Consider the following 18,383-nt stretch of genomic DNA (forward strand, 5'->3'; position numbering starts at 1 on the left):
TTTTTTGAGAAAGACAACCATGCAACATCGCCCTCTATTGGCTTCTGCTTTGATCACGATGGCTTTGTGGACCGGCGGCCAGGTCCACGCTCAGGTAGTGGAGCCCAAGGCTGTCGTCCAGCACTACGCCAACATGGTGTATGCCAATTACAGCGACGTGCTGACCAGCGCGCAGAACCTGCAGAAAGCCGTCAGGGCCTTCACGACGGCCCCCTCCTCTGCCGGTTTGCTCGAAGCGCAACAGGCTTGGTTGGCCGCAAGGGAGTTTTACGGACAAACCGAAGCGTTCCGTTTCTACAGCGGGCCCATCGATGACGACAAGGGCCCCGAAGGCCGGCTCAATGCCTGGCCCCTGGATGAGTCTTACATCGACACCGTAGCCGGCAAGCCAAAGGCTGGCATCGTGAACAACCCCAAAATCAAGATCACCAAAGCCAGCCTCGCCCACCTCAACGAACGCGGTGGCGAAGAAAACATTGCCACAGGTTGGCACGCCATCGAGTTCATGCTGTGGGGCCAGGACCAGAGCGACACCGCCCCCGGCAACCGTTCATTTGAAGACTTTGTGGATGGCAAAGCACCTAACGCCGACCGCCGCCGTGTCTTCCTGAACACAGCCACTGAACTGCTAGTGGATGATCTGAGTTACTTGGTGAAGTCGTGGCAACCGGGTGCCAAAAACTACCGTGCCAAGTTTGAGCAAGGCGGCTTCCAATCGGTGCGCAAAATGATTGTGGGCCTGGGCTCTCTCTCACGTGGTGAGCTCGCAGGTGAGCGGATGGAAGTAGCCATGAACACACAGGACAAGGAAGACGAACACTCCTGCTTCTCTGACAACACCCACCGCGACATTGTGGCCAACGCACAAGGCATTGAAAACGTCTGGCAGGGCAGCTACAAACGCCTGGACGGCACCGTGCTCCGGGGCCCTTCGCTCAAAGACCTGGTAGCCGCCAAAAATGCGCCGGTCGCCGAACGCACCAGCCAGCAGATTGCCGCCAGCGTGGCCAGCGCCAGCGCCATCCAGGCGCCGTTTGACCGCGAAATCGTGGGTGATAAAAACGCCCCAGGACGCCAGCGTGTGCAAAAAACCATCGACAGCCTGGTCCAACAGTCCAAAGACATCACTGAGGCTGCAGCCGCCATCGGTATCACGAAACTGGCACAAACCAAATGAAGCTGCGGCCACGACAAAAAGTCGGGCTGGTATTGTCCGCCGCCGGCACTTTGGCCGCCCTGACTTGGCCCCTGTGGGGCCATACCGACAGCGACACAGCAAAGTCTGTGCAGGGTGAGCTCACAGCAGGCCAGTCCACGGCCTTTGCCACCGGGCGCAATGCATTCTCCATGCCCTTCCCAAACCTGGATGATGAGGAGCGCGCCCGCTTTGCGGTGGGCAACTCCTTCTTCCGGCGCAACTGGGTGGAAGCGCCTGCATCCACCACAGCGCGAGATGGTCTTGGCCCCCATTTCATTGCCCGCTCTTGTGGCGGCTGCCATGTACAAGACGGTCGCGGCGCCCCCCCTGACTTTCGCAAAGGCTTGAGAGAACAACCCGTGGCTCTGCTGATACGACTCTCCATACCGGGAAAGGGTGCCCACGGTGGCGTGATGCCTGATCCAGTTTATGGCGACCAGCTCAACAACGCGGCCATCCAGGGCGTGCAACCCGAAGGGCAGATTCAAATCCGATACCAAGCCTTGCACGGCCAATTTGCAGATGGCACGCCCTACACCCTGTACAAACCTCACTACCAACTCACCCAGCTCGCCTATGGTCCCCTGGCCCCGGGGGCCATGCTGAGCCCGCGCATCGCGCCGCAACTGGCCGGCGTAGGTTTGTTGGAAGCCATACCAGAAGCAGACATCGTGGCGAACGCTGCCGCACAAGCGGCCAGCTCCGGCCCCATCAAAGGACAAGTCAACCGCGTGTGGGATGACTTCGCCCAGGACATGCGCCTGGGTCGCTTTGGCTGGAAGGCCAACCAAGCCAGTTTGGCCAGCCAGACGGCAGGGGCGTTTTTGGGCGACATCGGCATCACTTCCACCCAGCATCCTGACGAAGCCTGCACCCCGACCCAGAAAGATTGCGTGGCGGCTCCCCGTGGCTCCCAAGGCAAAGCCCCGGAAATCGATGACCGCACCCTTTCGGATGTGATCTTTTATCAAGCGACGCTCGCGCCAGCGGCGCGCCGCAACGCCAGCGACGCCCTGGTGGCGCGCGGTCAGGCCTTGTTCACCCAGGCCCATTGCGCGGCCTGCCACACGCCGAGTTACACCACGGGCGCAGCGCCGTTCCCGCGCCTCTCCAGCCCCAAAGTACAAGGCGTGAGGATTTGGCCCTACACCGATTTGCTCTTGCATGACATGGGACCGGCGCTCGCTGATGGCCGCCCGGACTATGCAGCGAACGGAAGGCAATGGAAAACACCGCCACTCTGGGGCGTGGGCCTGATCCATGACGTGAACGGCCACCGGCGTCTGCTGCACGACGGCCGCGCCAATGGCGTATTGGAAGCCATTTTGTGGCACGGCGGCGAAGCCCAGGGCGCCAAAGACCGTGTCCTCCAAATGACGGCGCAAGAGCGCAAGGCGCTGCTTGCTTTTGTGGATTCCCTGTGAAACGAAGACAACTCTTGCGGTGCGTGTCCCTCGCAGCGCTTGCGCCTGTCGCCCCCTTGTGGGCGGCAAGCCCAGCCCGCACTGCAGCCAGCTGCGCCACCGTATCCAAACAGCAAGCACCCTACATCCGGGCGTCTGAGCTGGTACAAGCCCTCACGACGTACAGCATGCTGCCGGCGGCCCAAGCCTTTGCAGCCCACAGCCAGACCTTGATGGGGGCCATCCACACCCGCCCCTGGACAGACTGCCGCGCCCTATGGACGCAAAGCATGCTGGCTTGGGAGACCTTGGCCGCTGTGCCGGTTTCGGCACTGGTAGAACGGCGTTCGGTGCGCACGGTCGACTTCTGGCCGACCCGGCCGGCACAAATCCAGGCGTTGCTGGACGCAGGGCCGGAGCGCCTGGCGAGTCCGCAAACCCAACAAACCATTGGGGCCAGCGCCAAAGGTTTGCCGGCCCTGGAGTGGCTGCTGTTTCGCAAGGACGCCGACGCCTCTTCCGCCGCACTTGCCGGGCTGCTGGCGGAGCAGGTGCTGCAAGAGGCCCGCATTCTGGAAGCAGCTTACAACAGCTTGCAGCTCACCCTGTGGGACGAGGCCGACGCGTGGGCCGCCTACGGCGAATGGTTCAGTCAAGCAGTGGGCAGCCTGGACCAGCTGCGCCTGAAAAAGCTCAAGCCCAACACCCGCGGCAAAGACAGCGCCATCTGGGTACGGGGCGTCAGCGGGCAAACCCGCGCGGCATGGAAGGCCCACGCCCAGGGGCTGTGTGACTTTTTTGTTGGCCCACGCGCTTCGGCACCCGTACCTGCGTGCGAGGCGTCACTCCCGGTAGCGGGCAGCCTGCACAGTCTGCTGCTGGGCAGGCGCTACCCCCAGGAGGCAGCCCGGCTGCAAGTCCTTGCCGGCGCGATGCTGCATTCTGTGGGGCGCGCCCAGCCTGAGCAAGCCGCCAGCCTGCGGTCAGCCCAACAAGCGGTGGCGAACTTGCACCGATTTGTGAGCGATGCGGGAAGCGAACTGTTCGATTTCTCGCAAGGCTTCACCGATGCCGATGGCGACTGAATCGCGCCATTCATCACCCGGTTCGGCACAAAACGGTCTGAACCCACGCGGACAAGGACGGCGCAGCACCCTGCACACCCTGCTGGCCGGGGCCGGCTGGTGCCTTGGGGCGACAACGGGTGGCGCTGCGTCTTCCGTCACACCCGCTGTTGCGCAGCAGCTCAAGGTGCTGACCGCGTGGGAGCAGGGTGAGACGGCCTACGCCGGCGTCTGGACACCCGGCGTGGCGCCACGCGGCATCGCCCTGCCAGCTCGCGCGCATGAGCTACTGCCGATTCCCACCTCGGCCCAACTGCCCGGAGCCCAAGCATTGGTGCTGGCCCGGCGTCCCGGCGAGTACCTGATGCGCATGGATCTGACCTCCAGTCGCGCCTTGCACTGGCATGACATGGAAGAGGACCGTTATCTGGCGGGCCACGCCTGTGCCAGTGCGGACAGGGCCCGCTTTTTCACCACCGAGACCGATGGTGAGACCGGCGCTGGCCTGATCGTGGAGCGCGACTGGCGCAGCCTGGAAAAAGTGCGCGAGTTTGCCAGCCACGGCATTGGCCCACATGCGCTGTGCACCCTGGCGAGTGGCGATCTGCTGGTCGCCAACGGCGGCATCCTCAATCTGCCGGAATCGGGTCGGCGCAAACTGAATCTAGGTCGTATGGCGCCCAACCTGTGCGTACTGGATGCGGCGAGTGGAGCCGTGCGGAAGCTGCACACGCTGGACGATCCATATTTGAGCCTGCGGCATCTGGCGGTCGCACCGGATGGCACCGTCGCCATTGCCATGCAAGCCGAGCACGCGAACATGCAAGACCGGGCCCACGCCCCGGCACTCGCCCTGTTGCGAGACGGCGTGTTGCGCACCGTGGCCTGGGACAACGGCCAAGCTCCACCCAATTGGGATGGCTACGCCGGCGATGTGTGCTGTGCGCAGGGTCGCTTCTGGATCAGCGCACCGCGCGCGGGGTGGCTCGCGTCATGGTCGTTGCGCGGGGACGCGCTGCGTGTCGTGCCACTGCGCGGTGTGGGTGCACTCGCTGCCATGGGTGCTCAATTGATTGCGGGCGGTGAAACAGATGCGCTGCTGGTGGCTCCTGACTCCACCACATCGACCCACTACCACCTGCCCGCCGCGTGGGACAACCATGCTGCAGTCATTGGCAGCCTCAGCCCGCGGACCTGAGGCGCCAAGAACTCAAGCGGCAACCGGGTCCAGGCTCTCCAACATGGCCCGACCCACCGCCTGGAAATCAGGATTCGGTGACAGCAGCAGTTTTTCGCCCGCCAAGCGCTTGTAGCCCACCGTGGCCGTGAGCGGCACTTTATGGAGCCACACCAGCGCTTCGGCCAGGCGCCCACGCTCGGCCAGCATGCTGGCGTAGTTGAACTGGCCCCGGAAGTCACCGCCCATGGCACCCTTCTCAAACCAGGAAAACGCTTGCTCCGCATCCCGTCGCACTACGCGGCCATCCTCATAAAAGTGACCAATCTTGGTCATGGACTTGGCGTGCCCCATGCGTGCCGCGCGGCGGTACCACTCCAATGCGGCTGTCTGGTCTTTACGCACGCCCTGACCGGCAGCCAGCAGGTTCGCGTAGTTGTACATGCCCACGTCCAGCCCCAGATGCGCGGCTTGGCGGTACCAGTTGGCTGCGGCAAAGGTGTCGGGCTCGGCGCCCCAGCCATTCTCAAAACAGCGGCCGGCCATGTTCATGCCAATCACGTGTCCCTGGGTGCCAGCTTTCAGGAACCAGCTCAAGGCCTGTTGCGGATTGCGGGTCAGTCCGTGCCCATCCAGGAACCACTGCCCCAGCACCGCTTGCGCATCACCATGGCCGAGGCGCGCAGCCGCCAACATCCAGGCTGCTGAAGTGGAGGCATCCCCTTCAATGACGGAACGCCACTCTTCAGGGGACATGGCGGCGATTGTGGATAGGCTTTCAGGGAGCGCAGGAAGGATTTGGTGTATCGGCATGTTTTTTTAAATGCGAATTATTCGCAATGTTAGCAAATCCACCACCACAGAATGTCTGCCTTGGGAATCCAGTGAAATAAGTGCGTCGCTTCACAAAAAAATATACGTTCCTTTACAATAAATGCAAATGCGACAAATTCCCATTTAGAATATCGTTACTGATTTACGCTTCACTGCGCCCACCACAATGATCGTTTGCGTCTGCCATCGCGTCTCTGACAAGGAAATTCACCAACACGCCAGTGAAGGGAAGAGCTTTGAAGATATCCAGATAGATCTGGGCGTTGCTACCCAGTGTGGTCGTTGCGAAGACTGCGCGCGTGACGTGGTAGACCAATGCCACGCCAATGCGGCCCTGGTTCACGGCGCATGGAAGACCATGATGGTGACGCGTCACCTGTAACTTTTTTTCAGCATAAACAAGAATGCTTCTTGTTTATTAAGTCATTTCAGCAAGCCACGCCAGAGCCACATCAGAACGCTCCGGGCATAGCCAGCAAATTCTTTCAATCGAACGTTTTGAGCGCTATGCCCACATCCAAACCACTTCTTGTTGCCGCCCTACCGCCAGTCACTACTTCCACTCTTCTGCCCTTGGGCGCCATGTTGCTGGCCAGCTCATTTTCTGCAAATGCCCAAGATAACGCCGGTGGACCAGTCAAATCCCTGAAGCAAATCACCATCACCGAACAGGTCGAAGAAGAACAAGGCAAGGACTCGGTACGCGCCACCACCACCAGCATAGGCAAAGGCAAGCAAGATCTGAGAGATGTGCCCCAGTCCATTACGGTGGTTACCGAAAAGTTGGTGGACGACCGGAATCTGGACACACTGAAAGAAGTGCTGCACAACACTGCAGGTGTGACCTTCTTGGCCGCAGAAGGTGGTGAGGAAGACATTCGGCTACGCGGTTTTTCCTTGGCGCAAACGGGCGACATCTATGTAGACGGCATGCGTGACCCGGCGTTTTACGACCGCGACACATTCAATAGCGACAAGATTGAACTGCTGCGCGGTTCTGCGTCCATGCTTTTTGGTCGGGGCTCCACAGGTGGTGCAGTCAACCAAGCCAGCAAACAAGGTCGGTCTATTGATGACAACGAAGTAACTACGACCATCGGCAGCTACAACTACCGCCGGGTCACAGGGGACTTCAATATCAAGACAGGAGAGGACTCCGGTCTGCGCATCAATGCCATGGTGACCAAGGCCGACAACAACGGCGCAGGCAGCAGCATCGACAAGCGTGGGATTGCGGCCAACTACCGCTGGGGCATTGGCACCAAGGACGAGTTCTCTTTAGGACTCTATTCGTTGCGCAACGACAATGGCATCAACTACGGTGTACGCTGGATCAAACCGACCTCCAGTGCTGCGACATCAACGAGTGGACTGAATGAGGCCATTTCTCCGCAAACTTATTACGGAATGGCCAGTGACTACAACAAGGGTAGTGCCGACTACCTGACTGCCAGCCATATTCACCGTTTTGATGACGATAGCGAACTGAAAACATCCGTCCGACGAGGTGTGTACACCAGGGACATGCGAGCCACACTGTGGAATTACGCCACGGGCACCGGCATCAACAACTTCTCAGACGCCACCGTTTTGACAAGAGGTGCCCAGAACAAAATCCAGGACCTCAATTCTGTCTATCTGCAAAGCGACTACAGCACTAAATTCTCAGCTTTGGGTTTGAAGCACGAGGTATTTGCCGGAGTCGATCTGGCACAGGAAAACAAGAACGTGTTCCGCGTAACGGGCGGTTCAACACGCCCCTCCACCACGGTCGGCACACCCAACGATGGTGCATCTGTGAATGAAGGTGCGCGTGTAGTGACCCGATCCAGCGCTTTTGAAGCGGACAACTTGGGCCTGTACGCAATGGACTTGGTTCAAGTAGCAGAACATTGGAAAGTCTTGGGCGGCTTGCGCTTTGATCGCATGCGCGGAAACTATAAGACTGAAGATGCCAACGGTAAAACCACGGCCGCCTACGACCAGATGATTGCCAATTGGAGTCAGCGTGTCGGGGCCTTGTACCAACCCACAGAACTCAGTTCCTTCCATATCTCGTGGGGTACTTCGTTCAATACCTCGGCCGACACGTACTCGTACAGCGGTACCAGCTCGAACGCTCCACCAGAGCAAAGCCGAAATGTGGAAATCGGCGCCAAATTGGACTCTGCAGACAAGCGCTACACGACCCGCCTGGCCATATTCCAATCCGTTAAGTTCAATGAGCGAAATACGGATCCGGACAACGCAGCCGCGACTGCTGTGCTTTCCGGCCAACGGCATGCAACAGGACTGGAGATCGACGCGTCAGGCATGCTGACACCCAAGTGGGAAATCTACGGCTCGTACATGTGGATGCCCGATGCGATGGTAGACGCAGCAGCGCCCTGCCCCGCAACGGGAACCTGCACGCAGGCGACTGCAGGCGACCGAGTGGGAGATCGGCCTTCTCTGACCCCTATTCACAGCGGCACGGTGTGGACCACTTACCAGTTCACCCCCGAATTGCGCCTGGGAGCCGGCGTTAACTTTCGCAGCGAACAGTCTCCAAACCGCAATCCCGGATTTTTTGCGCCCGGCTACGCAACTCTGGATCTGATGGGTGAGTACAAATTCAATGAAAAAACGGTACTCAAGGTGAATGTGACCAACGCACTTGACAAGCTCTACGCGGATGGTCTTTACACCGCGTTTTACACGCCCGGCCCCGGACGTACCGTTCAAGCCACCCTGAATCTCAAGTTCTAAACCATCCACCTAGCAGCCAGCCACCGTCATGCTTTTGCACCTGCCCGACCTGTTGACTTCGGATGAAGTCACCCACGCACAGCAACTCTTGAAAGATGCGCCGTGGGTGGACGGGCGCAAGGGCACGGGTGAGCTGGCCAAGCAGGTCAAGAACAACGAGCAACTCGACCATGACGGAGAGGTGGCACGCGCCATACGTGAGATGGTGATGCGCGGTCTGGACCGCAGCCCTACTTTCTTCTCGGCAGCCTTGCCGAAAAAAGTCTTTCCACCGCGGGTGAACCGCTATGGGGGTGACACCAACTACTACGGAAACCACATTGATGGCGCAGTGCGCTACATGCCGGGCAACGGGCAGCGCGTGCGCACCGATGTGTCTTGCACCGTATTCCTGAATGATCCGGCCGACTACGACGGAGGCGAGTTGACCATTGCCGACACCTTTGGCGAGCAGACGGTCAAACTCCCAGCCGGCCACGCGGTGCTTTACCCAGGCACCAGCCTGCACCAGGTCAAACAGGTCACCCGCGGCTATCGCGTGGCCTGCTTTTTCTGGGTCGAGAGCCTGGTGCGCAGTGACGAGCAACGCCGCATGCTCTACGAGCTGGACATGAACCTGCTCGCCCTGCGTCGCCGCCATGGCGATTCGGAAGAGAGCACTGCACTCACCGGGGTGTACCACAACATGCTGCGCATGTGGGCGGACACTTGAAGTTGCGCTTAAACCCGTCATTCCCCTTTTTCCCCACGACAACGATGACTCATCAACGCCCTAGCCCACTACCCGGTCTGAGCAGAAACACCACGGTTGTATTGACCGTGTTGCTGCTGCACAGTGCCGTCCTCTGGGCCATGCAAAGTGGCTTGCTCCAGCGCGTCACCGAGGTGCTGGTGCCCGCCGAAATGCTGGTGGAAATCATGGCACCAGCCACACCCGCGCCTGCTCCACAACCGGCACCACCACCCAAGGCACTTGCCAAGCCTGTCACGCCCCCCAAAAACGTGTTTCCACAGCCCGCTCCGGCGCCTGTGCCGACGCCCCAACCGGCCCCTGCACCGCTCGCTATTGCACCGAGCACAGCAGCCCCTGCGCCGTCTGCAGCGGCACCGACCGCCACGGCCCATGCGAACTCCAGCAACAACGCGAACGGGAGCAGCAGTGCCCCCAGCGCCCCGCCGGCGCCTCCAGCACCGCCCAAAGTGGAGCTGCCCTCCAGCGATGCCGACTACCTCAACAACGCAAAACCGGCCTACCCCTCAGCCAGCAAGCGCCTGCGGGAAACAGGCTTGGTGGTTGTAAGGGTGTTTATCGATGCCGACGGTCAGGCCAGCCAAGCCAGTGTGAAGCAAAGCAGTGGTTTTGACCGCTTGGACCAGACCTCTGTGGAAACAGCCCTCAAGTGGCGCTATGTGCCGGGCAAGAAAGCCGGCGTGCCCCAAGGCATGTGGTTTGACGTGCCCTTCAACTGGCAGCTGACGCGCTGAGGCGCCGCCATCCATTCATTCATTTTTCTGAACTTATTACCGGAGCATTTTTATGGAATCCCAACTCGGACTCATCACCCTCTGGACCCAAGGCGATTGGGTCACCAAATCGGTCGCAGTGCTGCTGCTGGGCATGTCCCTAGCCTCGTGGATTGTCATCTTGATCAAGGCCTTGGACATTCTCAAGTTCAAGTCCCTGGCCTCCCGTACCGAAAACTTCTGGCACAGCGCCGACTTCGAGAAAGGCATGGATACGCTGGGCACTACGACCGACAACCCCTTTGTGCAATTGGCCCGTTCCGGCCAGGAGGCCACCGCCCACCACCGCAACACGCAAACCCAGTTGCATGACGCACTGGACATCAGTGACTGGATCAGCCGCTCCTTGCGCAACAGCATTGACGACAGCACCGCACGCTTTCAGAGCGGGCTGGCTGTGTTGGCTTCGGTGGGCTCCACCGCACCGTTCGTAGGCTTGTTCGGCACCGTCTGGGGCATTTACCACGCACTCATGGGCATTGGCGCCTCGGGACAGGCCACCATCGACAAAGTGGCAGGCCCCATCGGCGAAGCACTGATCATGACGGCGCTCGGTCTGGCTGTAGCCATTCCCGCAGTGCTGGGCTACAACGCGCTGGTGCGGGGCAACAAGTCCATCCTGACCAAGCTCAACCGCTTTGCGCACGACCTGCATGCCTACTTTGTGACCGGGGCCCGCGTCAGCAACAGCCAAGGCACTGACGGCAAGGTCGTTGCCATGAAAAAAGCCTGATCGGCGAAAGGTTCCCCATGTCATTTGGAATGCAAGACGCCGGTTCTGAGAGCGACAACGAGGTGATGAACGAAATCAACATGACGCCCCTGGTGGACGTGATGCTGGTGCTGCTAATCATCTTCATCATCACTGTGCCGGTCATGAAACATGCGGTGAATGTGGAGCTGCCCACTGCCACCAGCCAGCCCCAGCAGACCAAGCCCGAAACCCTGCAACTCAGTGTGGATGCGCAAGGTACCTACTTCTTGAACCAGATACCGGTTGCCGGCGATGCGCTGGGCGCCGCATTACAAGCCGAGGCTGCCAAAGAACCGCAGCCTGAACTGCACATCCGTGGCGACAAGGCCGCACGCTATGAGCATGTAGCCCAGGCCATGGCGGCGGCGCAAACGGCGGGGCTGCGCAAAATCGGCTTCATTACCGAGCCCAAGCCTTAAGCCATGGCCCACAGCACCCAATCCCCCTTGCGCACATTGGCTCCCATGCGCGAGCTGCAGACCCATACCGCAGGCCTTGCCTCAGCTCCCGGCCTGGCCACCGTGCCGGTGGTGCAGGCCAGCGCCCTGTTGGGCACCCGCCAGAGTGTGGAGATTGAGTACAAAGGCCAACGCTACCGCCTGCAAACCACCAAGGCGGGCAAACTCATACTCACCAAGTAGCGTAGGCCAACAATGAAAATAGCTGCCAGCGCACAGTGGATGTGCGCGAGCAGCTATTTTTTTAATAGCAACTGGCCGCGACTTATAGGCCGATGGCAGCGATGCCGGCCTTTGCGATTTGCGCATCTTCGTTGGACTTGACACCACTCACGCCCACGGCACCCAGGCACTGACCGTCTTTCATGATCGGCACGCCGCCTTCCAGCAAGGCATCCAGGTTGGGCGCGCTCAGGAAGGACACGCGTCCACCGTTGATCATGTCTTCATACATCTTGCTCTCGCGGCGGCCCAAGGCAGCGGTGCGGGCCTTGCCGGGAGCTATGTGGGAGGAAATCGGAGCCGCACCATCCAGACGCTGGAATGACAACAGGTGACCGCCGTCGTCCACAATGGCGATGCTTACTGCCCAGTTGTGTTTGACCGCTTCGGCTTGGGCGGCAGCCGCAATGGCGGCAACATCAGAAAATTCGAGTACAGCTTTGGATTTCATGGTGTGTAGGGTATTTGCGGGTGAAAACCCTGAGCATACCCAAACAAACTGCCCATTTGCCCCCTCCTGACGCAGATCAGCCCCACCCGAAATGGCAGGAATAGACACACAAAGCCCGGGGCTGCCCTTGTAAAACCCTAGAATGTCCCCATCTGCCGAATGCGTGTGCACTTGCCGCGCGTCCACCGCAGTTATTTAACTGGAGTATCACCATGACAGATCGCACTACTACCTTCGGCCAGAGCCTGGGCTATGGCGCGTCGACCGCGCAACGCAACAAGGTGCTGCGCAACACTTACTGGCTGCTCTCGCTGAGCCTGATTCCCACCGTGTTGGGGGCTTGGGCTGGCGTGGAACTGAACATTGCACCTTTGTTCCGTGGCGTCCTCGGCTTTGTCTTGTTCCTGGCCGTGGCCTTCGGCTTCATCTTCGCGATTGAAAAGACCAAGAACTCTGCAGCAGGCGTCCCCGTCCTGCTGGGCTTCACCTTCTTCATGGGCTTGATGATGTCGCCCCTGATCCAGCGCACCCTGGGTTTCAGCAACGGCCCGCAACTGATCATGACGGCGTTCGGCGGTACCGCTGGCGTGTTTTTTGCCATGGCCAGCCTGGCCACTGTCATCAAGCGTGACCTGACCGGCATGGGCAAGTGGCTGATGGTGGGCACCATCGTGCTGCTGGTGGGAGGACTGATCAACGCCTTCGTGGGCTCCACCGCTGGCATGATGGCGCTCTCCATGGCGGCCATCGGCATCTTCAGCTTCTGGATGCTGTATGACATCAAGCGCATTGTGGATGGTGGCGAAACCAACTACATCACCGCTACGCTGGCCTTGTACCTAGACATCGTGAACGTGTTCCAGAACCTGCTGGCCCTGTTGGGTATCTTTGGCGGAGAGCGCGACTAAGCACCGCGCCCCCCCAAAAAAGGCCCCCCGGGGCCTTTTTTATTTTCAGCAACTTGTGGTTAATACTTGGCGTCACCTGCCGATAACACTAGCAGCACTGCATCCGCCTTATGACACTTCGTCCCCTGATCCTCCTCTCTGCCGTACTGCTGGCCGGTTGCGATCTGCAATCCATCCAGGCAGCAATGGCCGACCCGCGGATCGCCCAGCGGGAAGCTGAAGCCAAAGCCATAGGCAGCGCCTGCCGCCATGGCCTGCGCAGCATTGAAGACTGCTACTCGCTCAATGAAAAAGCGTCCAAAGCGGCCATCTTCGAAGGCTGGAAGGAGATGGACAGCTACATGCGTGAAAACAAGATTGAAGGCATAGCGCCCCAAGGTCTCAAGCCGCCCCCTCCACCACCGCCCGCGGATTCGGTGATAACTGAAAAGTCAGACGAAGAACCCAAGGCCAAATCCAAGGCCAAAGCAAAAGCGGAGCACTAGGCTCCGCTTTTTTATCCCCAAGAGCAGGCCACCCTGCCCTCAGTAGCCGGGTATCAGCCCTGCAGCTCAAACACCGCAATGCTCTCCACGTGGGCGGTATGGGGGAACATGTTCACCACCCCGGCCTTGGTGCAGGTATAGCCCGCTTCGTTGACCAACACACCCGCATCGCGCGCCAGTGTAGAAGGTGCACAGCTGACGTAGACAATGCGCCGGGGCGGCGTCCAGCCTTTGCGCAACTCAGGCTGCTGGTGCAAGGCTGCCAGCGCCTGCACGAGGGCGTAAGCGCCTTCGCGGGGCGGGTCGATCAGCCACTTGTCGGCCGCGCCATCGGCAATCAATAACTCCGGCGTCATCTCAAACAGGTTGCGCGCTACGAATTTGGTAGCTGCCAGCGCAGGCGCATCGGGCGCCAGAGACTTTTTTTGCTTGGAGTTGAAGATCAGATTCTCGCGCGAGCGGGCTACCAGCGACTCCGCCCCCTCCACGCCGAGCACTTCGCGCGCCTGGGTAGCCAAGGGCAAGGTGAAGTTGCCCAAGCCACAGAACCAGTCAATCACCCGCTCGGTCTTTTGCACCTGCAACAACCCCAAAGCGCGGGAGACCAGCACCCGGTTGATGTGCGGGTTCACCTGCGTGAAATCCGTGGGGCGGAACGGCATGGTGATGCCGTAATCCGGCAAGGTGTAGGCCAGGTCGCCGGTTTCATGGCCGGGCAGCTCGTCCAGGCGGTGGATGGTCTCGGGCCCTTTGGGCTGCAGCCACCATTGCAGGCCGGGCTGGGTGGCCGCAAAGGCGCGCAGACGGCCCTTGTCGGCCTCCGACAGCGGCTCCATGTGGCGCATCACCAGAGCGATGACGCCGGCCTGGCTGTCCTGGCTGGTGCCCATGTCGCCCATGGCAAGTTCGAGCTGGGGAATCGTTTCCACCGCATCCATGGACGCAATCAATTGGCGCAGCGGCAGCAGCATGGCACTCACGCGGGGCGCAAGCACGGGGCAGACCTTCATGTCGGCCACATAGCGGCTCTTGCGCTCGTGGAATCCGATCAGCACTGCCCCCTTTTTGCGCACAAAGCGTACCGACAGGCGCGAGCGGTAGCGGTAGCCCCAGGCCGGGCCCTCGATGGGCCGCACCACGTTGTCCGGCTTGAGTTTGCCGATGTGCCAGAGGTTGTCTTCCAGCACGCGCTGTTTGACAGCCACCTGGGCCCCCACATGCAAATGCTGCATCTTGCAGCCCCCGCAGGCGCCTTCATGCAGACCGAAGTGCGGGCAGGCAGGCTGCACCCGTTGGGATGATTCGGTGTGGATCTCGGTGAGCGTGCCTTTCTCGAAACTGGCTTTGCTGCGGTGCATTTGTGCACTCACCACCTCAAAGGGCAAGGCGCCTTCAATGAATACCACCTTGCCATCGGGGCGGTGGGCCACGCCCTGGGCTTCGAGATCGAGGGATTTCACAGCCAGCCAGCCTTCGGGCAGCGGCTTGGAGGGAACCATGTCGTTGTTGTGTACGTCTGTCATCCCTGAATTGTCTCAGGTCAGGCACACTTACATCAGAAACTCCCGCTTGATCCCGCGCCGCGCCAGATAGCGCTTGAGTTTGAACAGCGCCTCATTCTGGATCTGGCGGACGCGTTCGCGGGTCAAGCCCAGGCGCTCACTCAGCGTCTCCAGGGTCTCCGGGTCGCGGTCGTGCAGGCCGAAACGAGCTTCCAGCACCTCTTGCTCACGCGGATTCAGGGTGGCGATCCACTGTTCCAGCAAGGCGTCCACCTCATGGGCTAACGCCGTACTGTCCGGAGCCGCCGCCAGGGTGTCAGCAAGGCTGTCGCCCAAGGAGTGGTCGTCGCCGCCTGCGTCATTGCGGGCATCCAGCGAACGCGGCGCCTCCGCCATGGCCAGCAGGTCGGTCACATCCACCGCATCTTTGCCCAGCAAAGCAGCAATGTCCTCCACGCGTATGCCCTCGGGCCGCTGCGCCAAAAGAACCGCATCATTCTCCAGCAGGCGGCGCGCGCGAAGCACTTGCTGCACCTCGCGCACCACGTTCACCGGCAAGCGCACGGCTCGGCCCTGGTACATGAGCGCGCGGTCTACCGACTGGCGTATCCACCACGTAGCATAGGTGGAAAAGCGAAACCCGCGCTCGGGCTCAAACTTGTCGATGGCATGCATGAGCCCGAGGTTGCCTTCTTCAATCAGGTCGGACATAGGCACTCCCCGCCCCGCGTAGCCTTTGGCGATGCTGATCACCAGGCGCAGGTTGTGCTCAATCATGCTTTGGCGGGCGGCAAAGTCGCCCGCACGCGCACGTGTCGCCACTTCAAACTCCTGCTCAGGGGTAAACAGCGGGGTCCGGCGCACCCCGCGCAGGTACACCGACAAGGCATCGGGCCCCTGCTCCATGTCGGAGGGGTCATCTCCATCGCTGGGCGAGGTGTCTTTTGCTATGAAATCAGGAGCTATCTGCGCAGATAGACCGGGCGCTAGAGGGCTATTTGACTCTATACCTTGCTCCACACCCTCACCGTTGACGCCGTCGTCATCATCGGCAAGAGCGGGGGGCGAGGCCATGGTGTGTTACCGGGCGGGCAGGTATTTGGTGGGGTCTACCGGCTTGCCCTGCTTGCGCACTTCAAAGTGCAGCTTGACGCGGTCGGCATCGCTGTTGCCCATCTCGGCGATTTTCTGCCCCCGCTTCACGGTCTGGTCTTCCTTGACCAGCAGGGTCTGGTTGTGGGCGTAGGCCGTGAGGTAAGTGTTGTTGTGCTTGAGGATGATCAGGTTGCCATAACCCCGCAAGCCGGAGCCCGCATAGACCACTTTACCTTCCGCGGCAGCCAGCACCGGGTCACCAGCGTTACCAGCAATATCCACGCCTTTGTTTTTCACTTCATCAAAACCTGCCAACACGGCACCATTGGTGGGCCACATCCAGGCCACGGTGTCATCGCCACCGCTGGCCGCGACGGGCGCTGGAGTCGCAGCGGGTGCGCTGGCCGGCGCAGACGCCGCCTTAGCCGGAGCGCTGGGAGCAGTGCTTGCTGCGGGCGCGGGGCTGCTGGCCGGAGGCAACGCAGTGGTGGTGCTGGTAGCAGCCACCACCGGCTTGGCGCTGACAGTTTCGTTCGCGACCGGCGGCACGATGCGCAACACCTGACCGACTTCAATCTTGTTGGGGTTCTCCAGCGCGTTCCACCGGCTGATGTCCTTGTGACTCTGGCCGCTTTCCAGACCGATGCGGATCAAGGTGTCACCGGGTTTGACGGTGTAGTACCCGGACTTGCCTGCGTTTTCAAAACCCGGGGGCTGCTTTACGGCTTGGGTGCGCGGGTCGGTGCTCACGCTTTGGGGAGGCGCCTGGTTGGAGCGGTCTTCCACCGGCGCACGGGTGATCGGCTTGGAACCACATCCGGCCAAAACCAGCACCGCAGTGCCCATGGCACCTACCCAGAAACTACGCGAACCCACCATATTGAATTTTCCCTTCAGGCAACGCCCGATTTTAGGGGCACAAAGTGCACCGCCTCCAGAATGCTCTGGCGCAAGCCTTGTGGCGTCTTGTCGACGACCAGCAAGGCTTGTCCGCCGGCATGCACCATAGGCGCCACCAGACGGCCACCCACCGCCAATTGGTCGATCCAAGCTTGGGGCAAGGCCTCTCCTCCTGCGGCGGAAATAATGCCTGCATAGGGCCCGCCTTGCGCGTAGCCCACCATGCCATCGCCGAACAGCAGATGCAGGTTGGGCAGGCGCAAATGGCGCAGGTTGTCGCGTGCCTTGTCGTGCAGGCCCTTGAGCCGCTCGATGCTGTACACCTCGGTGGCGACACAGCTGAGCACCGCAGCCTGGTAGCCGCAGCCGGTGCCGATTTCCAGCACGCGACCCATGCGGCCCGTAGCGCCATTGCGCATCAGCTCAATCATGCGGGACACCACGCCGGGCTTGGAGATCGTCTGCCCCAGACCGATGGGCAAACTGGTGTCTTCATACGCTTGATTGACCAGGGCGCTGTCCACAAAACGATGCCGCTCAATGGTCCCCATGGCAGTAAGCACCAAGGAGTCCGTCACACCCTGCCCAGCCAACTTTTGCACCATACGCTGGCGCACGGCCACTGAGTCCATACCCAGCCCTTGCGGCACCGGGATGGCTTTGGGGACCAGTTTGGACTTGGCCACCAAGGGCGCGATGACGGGCGCTTTGGCAATCGGCATCCGTTTGGGAGCCGAAGATGCGATGCCCCCTCCGGAACTGGGGCGGTTTTTGGCCAATGTGCTGTCCAGACGCGCTGGAAAGGAGGGCCTTTCCTTCATACCGGTGTAGTAGAGAAACGGCTGACGGTTTGGGCCCAGTAGCCGAGGTTGGCGTGATCAGTCAAATCCACCTTGAGGGGTGTAACCGCTACATGGCCCTGTGCTGTGGCATGGAAGTCAGTGCCTTCGGCGTCATCCATCACCGGGCCGGCCGCACCAATCCAGAACATGGTTTCGCCCCGGGGGCTTTGTTGCTTGATGACTTTTTCAGCGGCGTGGCGTTTGCCCAGACGGCAAAGACGCGTACTACCGATTTGCTCCAAGGGAAGGTTGGGAATGTTGACGTTGAGCAACCAGGGCGCAGTGGTGATCGTCTGCTGCTGGTGCATGGCCAACACCATCTCGCGAGCCTTGAGTGCGGCGGACTGCAAGTGCACCCAATCACGCTCAACCTGCGAAAAAGCGATGGCAGGAATCCCGAACAAAAAGCCCTCCATGGCCGCGCCCACGGTGCCGGAATAAATGGTGTCGTCGCCCATGTTGGCGCCATTGTTGATCCCGGAGACCACCAGGTCGGGGCGGTAATCCAACAAGCCCGTGAGCGCAATGTGCACACAGTCGGCGGGAGTGCCATTGACATAGCGGAAACCATTGGACGCACGGTGCACGTACAAGGGGGAATGCAAGGTCAGTGCATTCGATTTGGCACTGTTGTTTTGCTCTGGGGCAATGACTTCGACTTCTGCGATGTCTTTGAGTGCTTCGTACAGCGCCACGATGCCTGCCGCCTGGTAACCGTCGTCGTTGGAAATGAGAATTTTCATAGCAAAAAAGAGTGTTAAGGCATTGTAGGTGCCTGCCTGGTGCGAGGTCGCCGTCGGGACATTCCATCAACCCCT

20 protein-coding genes are annotated in these 18,383 nt (G+C 60.5%); 13 read left to right on the forward strand and 7 right to left on the reverse strand.

The window, feature by feature from the left end:
• Nucleotides 1-58 precede the first annotated feature (58 nt).
• From RAN89_RS13360 to RAN89_RS13375, 4 genes are read left to right on the forward strand one after another with little or no spacing between them, the layout of a single operon-like run.
• Nucleotides 59-1,177, forward strand: coding sequence for an imelysin family protein (locus RAN89_RS13360; protein ID WP_313869398.1), 1,119 nt, complete (start codon nucleotides 59-61; stop codon nucleotides 1,175-1,177).
• Nucleotides 1,174-2,622: a di-heme oxidoreductase family protein gene (locus tag RAN89_RS13365; RefSeq protein ID WP_313866768.1), complete on the forward strand. Its 1,449-nt coding sequence runs from the start codon at nucleotides 1,174-1,176 to the stop codon at nucleotides 2,620-2,622. The genes RAN89_RS13360 and RAN89_RS13365 overlap by 4 nt, the downstream gene beginning before the upstream one ends.
• Nucleotides 2,619-3,686 carry an imelysin family protein gene (locus RAN89_RS13370; protein WP_313866769.1) on the forward strand — a complete coding sequence of 356 codons (1,068 nt, stop codon included), beginning with the start codon at nucleotides 2,619-2,621 and terminating at the stop codon, nucleotides 3,684-3,686. The genes RAN89_RS13365 and RAN89_RS13370 overlap by 4 nt, the downstream gene beginning before the upstream one ends.
• A complete protein-coding gene (locus RAN89_RS13375; RefSeq protein WP_313866770.1) occupies nucleotides 3,670-4,863 on the forward strand; it encodes a DUF1513 domain-containing protein in 1,194 nt (397 codons plus the stop codon). Before RAN89_RS13370 ends, RAN89_RS13375 begins: the two co-directional genes overlap by 17 nt.
• 12 nt (nucleotides 4,864-4,875) lie before the next feature.
• Here the strand turns inward: RAN89_RS13375 and RAN89_RS13380 are convergent, their stop codons facing one another.
• Complete coding sequence (locus tag RAN89_RS13380) at nucleotides 4,876-5,598, reverse strand: tetratricopeptide repeat protein (RefSeq protein ID WP_313866771.1); 723 nt, start codon at nucleotides 5,596-5,598, stop codon at nucleotides 4,876-4,878.
• Nucleotides 5,599-5,842: 244 nt separating this feature from the next.
• On the opposite strand from RAN89_RS13380, the gene RAN89_RS13385 reads away from it, so the two are divergent.
• From RAN89_RS13385 to hemP, 7 genes are all read left to right on the forward strand, one after another.
• On the forward strand, nucleotides 5,843-6,058 hold the full coding sequence (locus tag RAN89_RS13385; protein ID WP_313866772.1) for a (2Fe-2S)-binding protein: 216 nt from the start codon (nucleotides 5,843-5,845) through the stop codon (nucleotides 6,056-6,058).
• Nucleotides 6,059-6,183: 125 nt separating this feature from the next.
• Entirely contained in the window at nucleotides 6,184-8,424 is a 2,241-nt protein-coding gene (locus RAN89_RS13390) for a TonB-dependent receptor (protein WP_313866773.1), read from the forward strand.
• Between the two features lie 28 nt (nucleotides 8,425-8,452).
• Nucleotides 8,453-9,136 carry a Fe2+-dependent dioxygenase gene (locus tag RAN89_RS13395; RefSeq protein ID WP_313866774.1) on the forward strand — a complete coding sequence of 228 codons (684 nt, stop codon included), beginning with the start codon at nucleotides 8,453-8,455 and terminating at the stop codon, nucleotides 9,134-9,136.
• Between the two features lie 44 nt (nucleotides 9,137-9,180).
• Nucleotides 9,181-9,909 carry an energy transducer TonB gene (locus RAN89_RS13400; RefSeq protein WP_428984451.1) on the forward strand — a complete coding sequence of 243 codons (729 nt, stop codon included), beginning with the start codon at nucleotides 9,181-9,183 and terminating at the stop codon, nucleotides 9,907-9,909.
• 52 nt (nucleotides 9,910-9,961) lie between these two features.
• Entirely contained in the window at nucleotides 9,962-10,681 is a 720-nt protein-coding gene (locus RAN89_RS13405; RefSeq protein ID WP_313866776.1) for a MotA/TolQ/ExbB proton channel family protein, read from the forward strand.
• A 17-nt stretch (nucleotides 10,682-10,698) separates the two neighbouring features.
• Entirely contained in the window at nucleotides 10,699-11,121 is a 423-nt protein-coding gene (locus tag RAN89_RS13410; protein ID WP_313866777.1) for an ExbD/TolR family protein, read from the forward strand.
• 3 nt (nucleotides 11,122-11,124) lie between these two features.
• Nucleotides 11,125-11,343: a hemin uptake protein HemP gene (hemP, locus tag RAN89_RS13415; RefSeq protein WP_313866778.1), complete on the forward strand. Its 219-nt coding sequence runs from the start codon at nucleotides 11,125-11,127 to the stop codon at nucleotides 11,341-11,343.
• Nucleotides 11,344-11,425: 82 nt separating this feature from the next.
• On the opposite strand, the gene RAN89_RS13420 is transcribed toward hemP, so the two are convergent.
• Nucleotides 11,426-11,833: a GlcG/HbpS family heme-binding protein gene (locus tag RAN89_RS13420; RefSeq protein WP_313866779.1), complete on the reverse strand. Its 408-nt coding sequence runs from the start codon at nucleotides 11,831-11,833 to the stop codon at nucleotides 11,426-11,428.
• Between the two features lie 212 nt (nucleotides 11,834-12,045).
• Here RAN89_RS13420 and RAN89_RS13425 point away from each other — a divergent pair, with 212 nt between their 5' ends.
• Complete coding sequence (locus RAN89_RS13425) at nucleotides 12,046-12,741, forward strand: Bax inhibitor-1/YccA family protein (protein WP_087494202.1); 696 nt, start codon at nucleotides 12,046-12,048, stop codon at nucleotides 12,739-12,741.
• 110 nt (nucleotides 12,742-12,851) lie between these two features.
• Nucleotides 12,852-13,226: a hypothetical protein gene (locus RAN89_RS13430; RefSeq protein ID WP_232459920.1), complete on the forward strand. Its 375-nt coding sequence runs from the start codon at nucleotides 12,852-12,854 to the stop codon at nucleotides 13,224-13,226.
• A 53-nt stretch (nucleotides 13,227-13,279) separates the two neighbouring features.
• On the opposite strand, the gene rlmD is transcribed toward RAN89_RS13430, so the two are convergent.
• The 5 genes from rlmD to surE are packed head-to-tail and all read right to left on the reverse strand — an operon-like array spanning nucleotide 13,280 to nucleotide 18,308.
• Nucleotides 13,280-14,749, reverse strand: coding sequence for a 23S rRNA (uracil(1939)-C(5))-methyltransferase RlmD (gene rlmD, locus RAN89_RS13435; protein WP_313866780.1), 1,470 nt, complete (start codon nucleotides 14,747-14,749; stop codon nucleotides 13,280-13,282).
• 27 nt (nucleotides 14,750-14,776) lie between these two features.
• The gene (locus RAN89_RS13440) at nucleotides 14,777-15,802 is read right to left on the reverse strand and encodes a sigma-70 family RNA polymerase sigma factor (protein ID WP_428984452.1); all 1,026 of its coding nucleotides are present in this window, start codon (nucleotides 15,800-15,802) and stop codon (nucleotides 14,777-14,779) included.
• Between the two features lie 6 nt (nucleotides 15,803-15,808).
• On the reverse strand, nucleotides 15,809-16,702 hold the full coding sequence (locus RAN89_RS13445) for a peptidoglycan DD-metalloendopeptidase family protein (RefSeq protein WP_313866781.1): 894 nt from the start codon (nucleotides 16,700-16,702) through the stop codon (nucleotides 15,809-15,811).
• Nucleotides 16,703-16,716: 14 nt separating this feature from the next.
• Complete coding sequence (locus RAN89_RS13450) at nucleotides 16,717-17,544, reverse strand: protein-L-isoaspartate(D-aspartate) O-methyltransferase (protein ID WP_313866782.1); 828 nt, start codon at nucleotides 17,542-17,544, stop codon at nucleotides 16,717-16,719.
• Nucleotides 17,541-18,308 carry a 5'/3'-nucleotidase SurE gene (gene surE, locus RAN89_RS13455; protein WP_313866783.1) on the reverse strand — a complete coding sequence of 256 codons (768 nt, stop codon included), beginning with the start codon at nucleotides 18,306-18,308 and terminating at the stop codon, nucleotides 17,541-17,543. Before surE ends, RAN89_RS13450 begins: the two co-directional genes overlap by 4 nt.
• Nucleotides 18,309-18,383: the final 75 nt, after the last annotated feature.

This window comes from Rhodoferax mekongensis, assembly GCF_032191775.1.
Lineage (GTDB): Bacteria > Pseudomonadota > Gammaproteobacteria > Burkholderiales > Burkholderiaceae_C > Allorhodoferax > Allorhodoferax mekongensis.

What these genes read in the sequence shown, in the direction of transcription:
- RAN89_RS13360 (WP_313869398.1), top strand. Translation starts at nt 59, where the DNA reads ATGGCTTTGTGGACCGGCGGCCAGGTCCACGCTCAGGTAGTGGAGCCC.
- RAN89_RS13365 (WP_313866768.1), top strand. Translation starts at nt 1,174, where the DNA reads ATGAAGCTGCGGCCACGACAAAAAGTCGGGCTGGTATTGTCCGCCGCC.
- RAN89_RS13375 (WP_313866770.1), top strand. Translation starts at nt 3,670, where the DNA reads ATGCCGATGGCGACTGAATCGCGCCATTCATCACCCGGTTCGGCACAA.
- RAN89_RS13380 (WP_313866771.1), bottom strand. Translation starts at nt 5,598, where the DNA reads ATGTCCCCTGAAGAGTGGCGTTCCGTCATTGAAGGGGATGCCTCCACT.
- RAN89_RS13385 (WP_313866772.1), top strand. Translation starts at nt 5,843, where the DNA reads ATGATCGTTTGCGTCTGCCATCGCGTCTCTGACAAGGAAATTCACCAA.
- RAN89_RS13390 (WP_313866773.1), top strand. Translation starts at nt 6,184, where the DNA reads ATGCCCACATCCAAACCACTTCTTGTTGCCGCCCTACCGCCAGTCACT.
- RAN89_RS13395 (WP_313866774.1), top strand. Translation starts at nt 8,453, where the DNA reads ATGCTTTTGCACCTGCCCGACCTGTTGACTTCGGATGAAGTCACCCAC.
- RAN89_RS13400 (WP_428984451.1), top strand. Translation starts at nt 9,181, where the DNA reads ATGACTCATCAACGCCCTAGCCCACTACCCGGTCTGAGCAGAAACACC.
- RAN89_RS13405 (WP_313866776.1), top strand. Translation starts at nt 9,962, where the DNA reads ATGGAATCCCAACTCGGACTCATCACCCTCTGGACCCAAGGCGATTGG.
- RAN89_RS13410 (WP_313866777.1), top strand. Translation starts at nt 10,699, where the DNA reads ATGTCATTTGGAATGCAAGACGCCGGTTCTGAGAGCGACAACGAGGTG.
- hemP (WP_313866778.1), top strand. Translation starts at nt 11,125, where the DNA reads ATGGCCCACAGCACCCAATCCCCCTTGCGCACATTGGCTCCCATGCGC.
- RAN89_RS13420 (WP_313866779.1), bottom strand. Translation starts at nt 11,833, where the DNA reads ATGAAATCCAAAGCTGTACTCGAATTTTCTGATGTTGCCGCCATTGCG.
- RAN89_RS13425 (WP_087494202.1), top strand. Translation starts at nt 12,046, where the DNA reads ATGACAGATCGCACTACTACCTTCGGCCAGAGCCTGGGCTATGGCGCG.
- RAN89_RS13430 (WP_232459920.1), top strand. Translation starts at nt 12,852, where the DNA reads ATGACACTTCGTCCCCTGATCCTCCTCTCTGCCGTACTGCTGGCCGGT.
- rlmD (WP_313866780.1), bottom strand. Translation starts at nt 14,749, where the DNA reads ATGACAGACGTACACAACAACGACATGGTTCCCTCCAAGCCGCTGCCC.
- RAN89_RS13440 (WP_428984452.1), bottom strand. Translation starts at nt 15,802, where the DNA reads ATGGCCTCGCCCCCCGCTCTTGCCGATGATGACGACGGCGTCAACGGT.
- RAN89_RS13445 (WP_313866781.1), bottom strand. Translation starts at nt 16,702, where the DNA reads ATGGTGGGTTCGCGTAGTTTCTGGGTAGGTGCCATGGGCACTGCGGTG.
- RAN89_RS13450 (WP_313866782.1), bottom strand. Translation starts at nt 17,544, where the DNA reads ATGAAGGAAAGGCCCTCCTTTCCAGCGCGTCTGGACAGCACATTGGCC.
- surE (WP_313866783.1), bottom strand. Translation starts at nt 18,308, where the DNA reads ATGAAAATTCTCATTTCCAACGACGACGGTTACCAGGCGGCAGGCATC.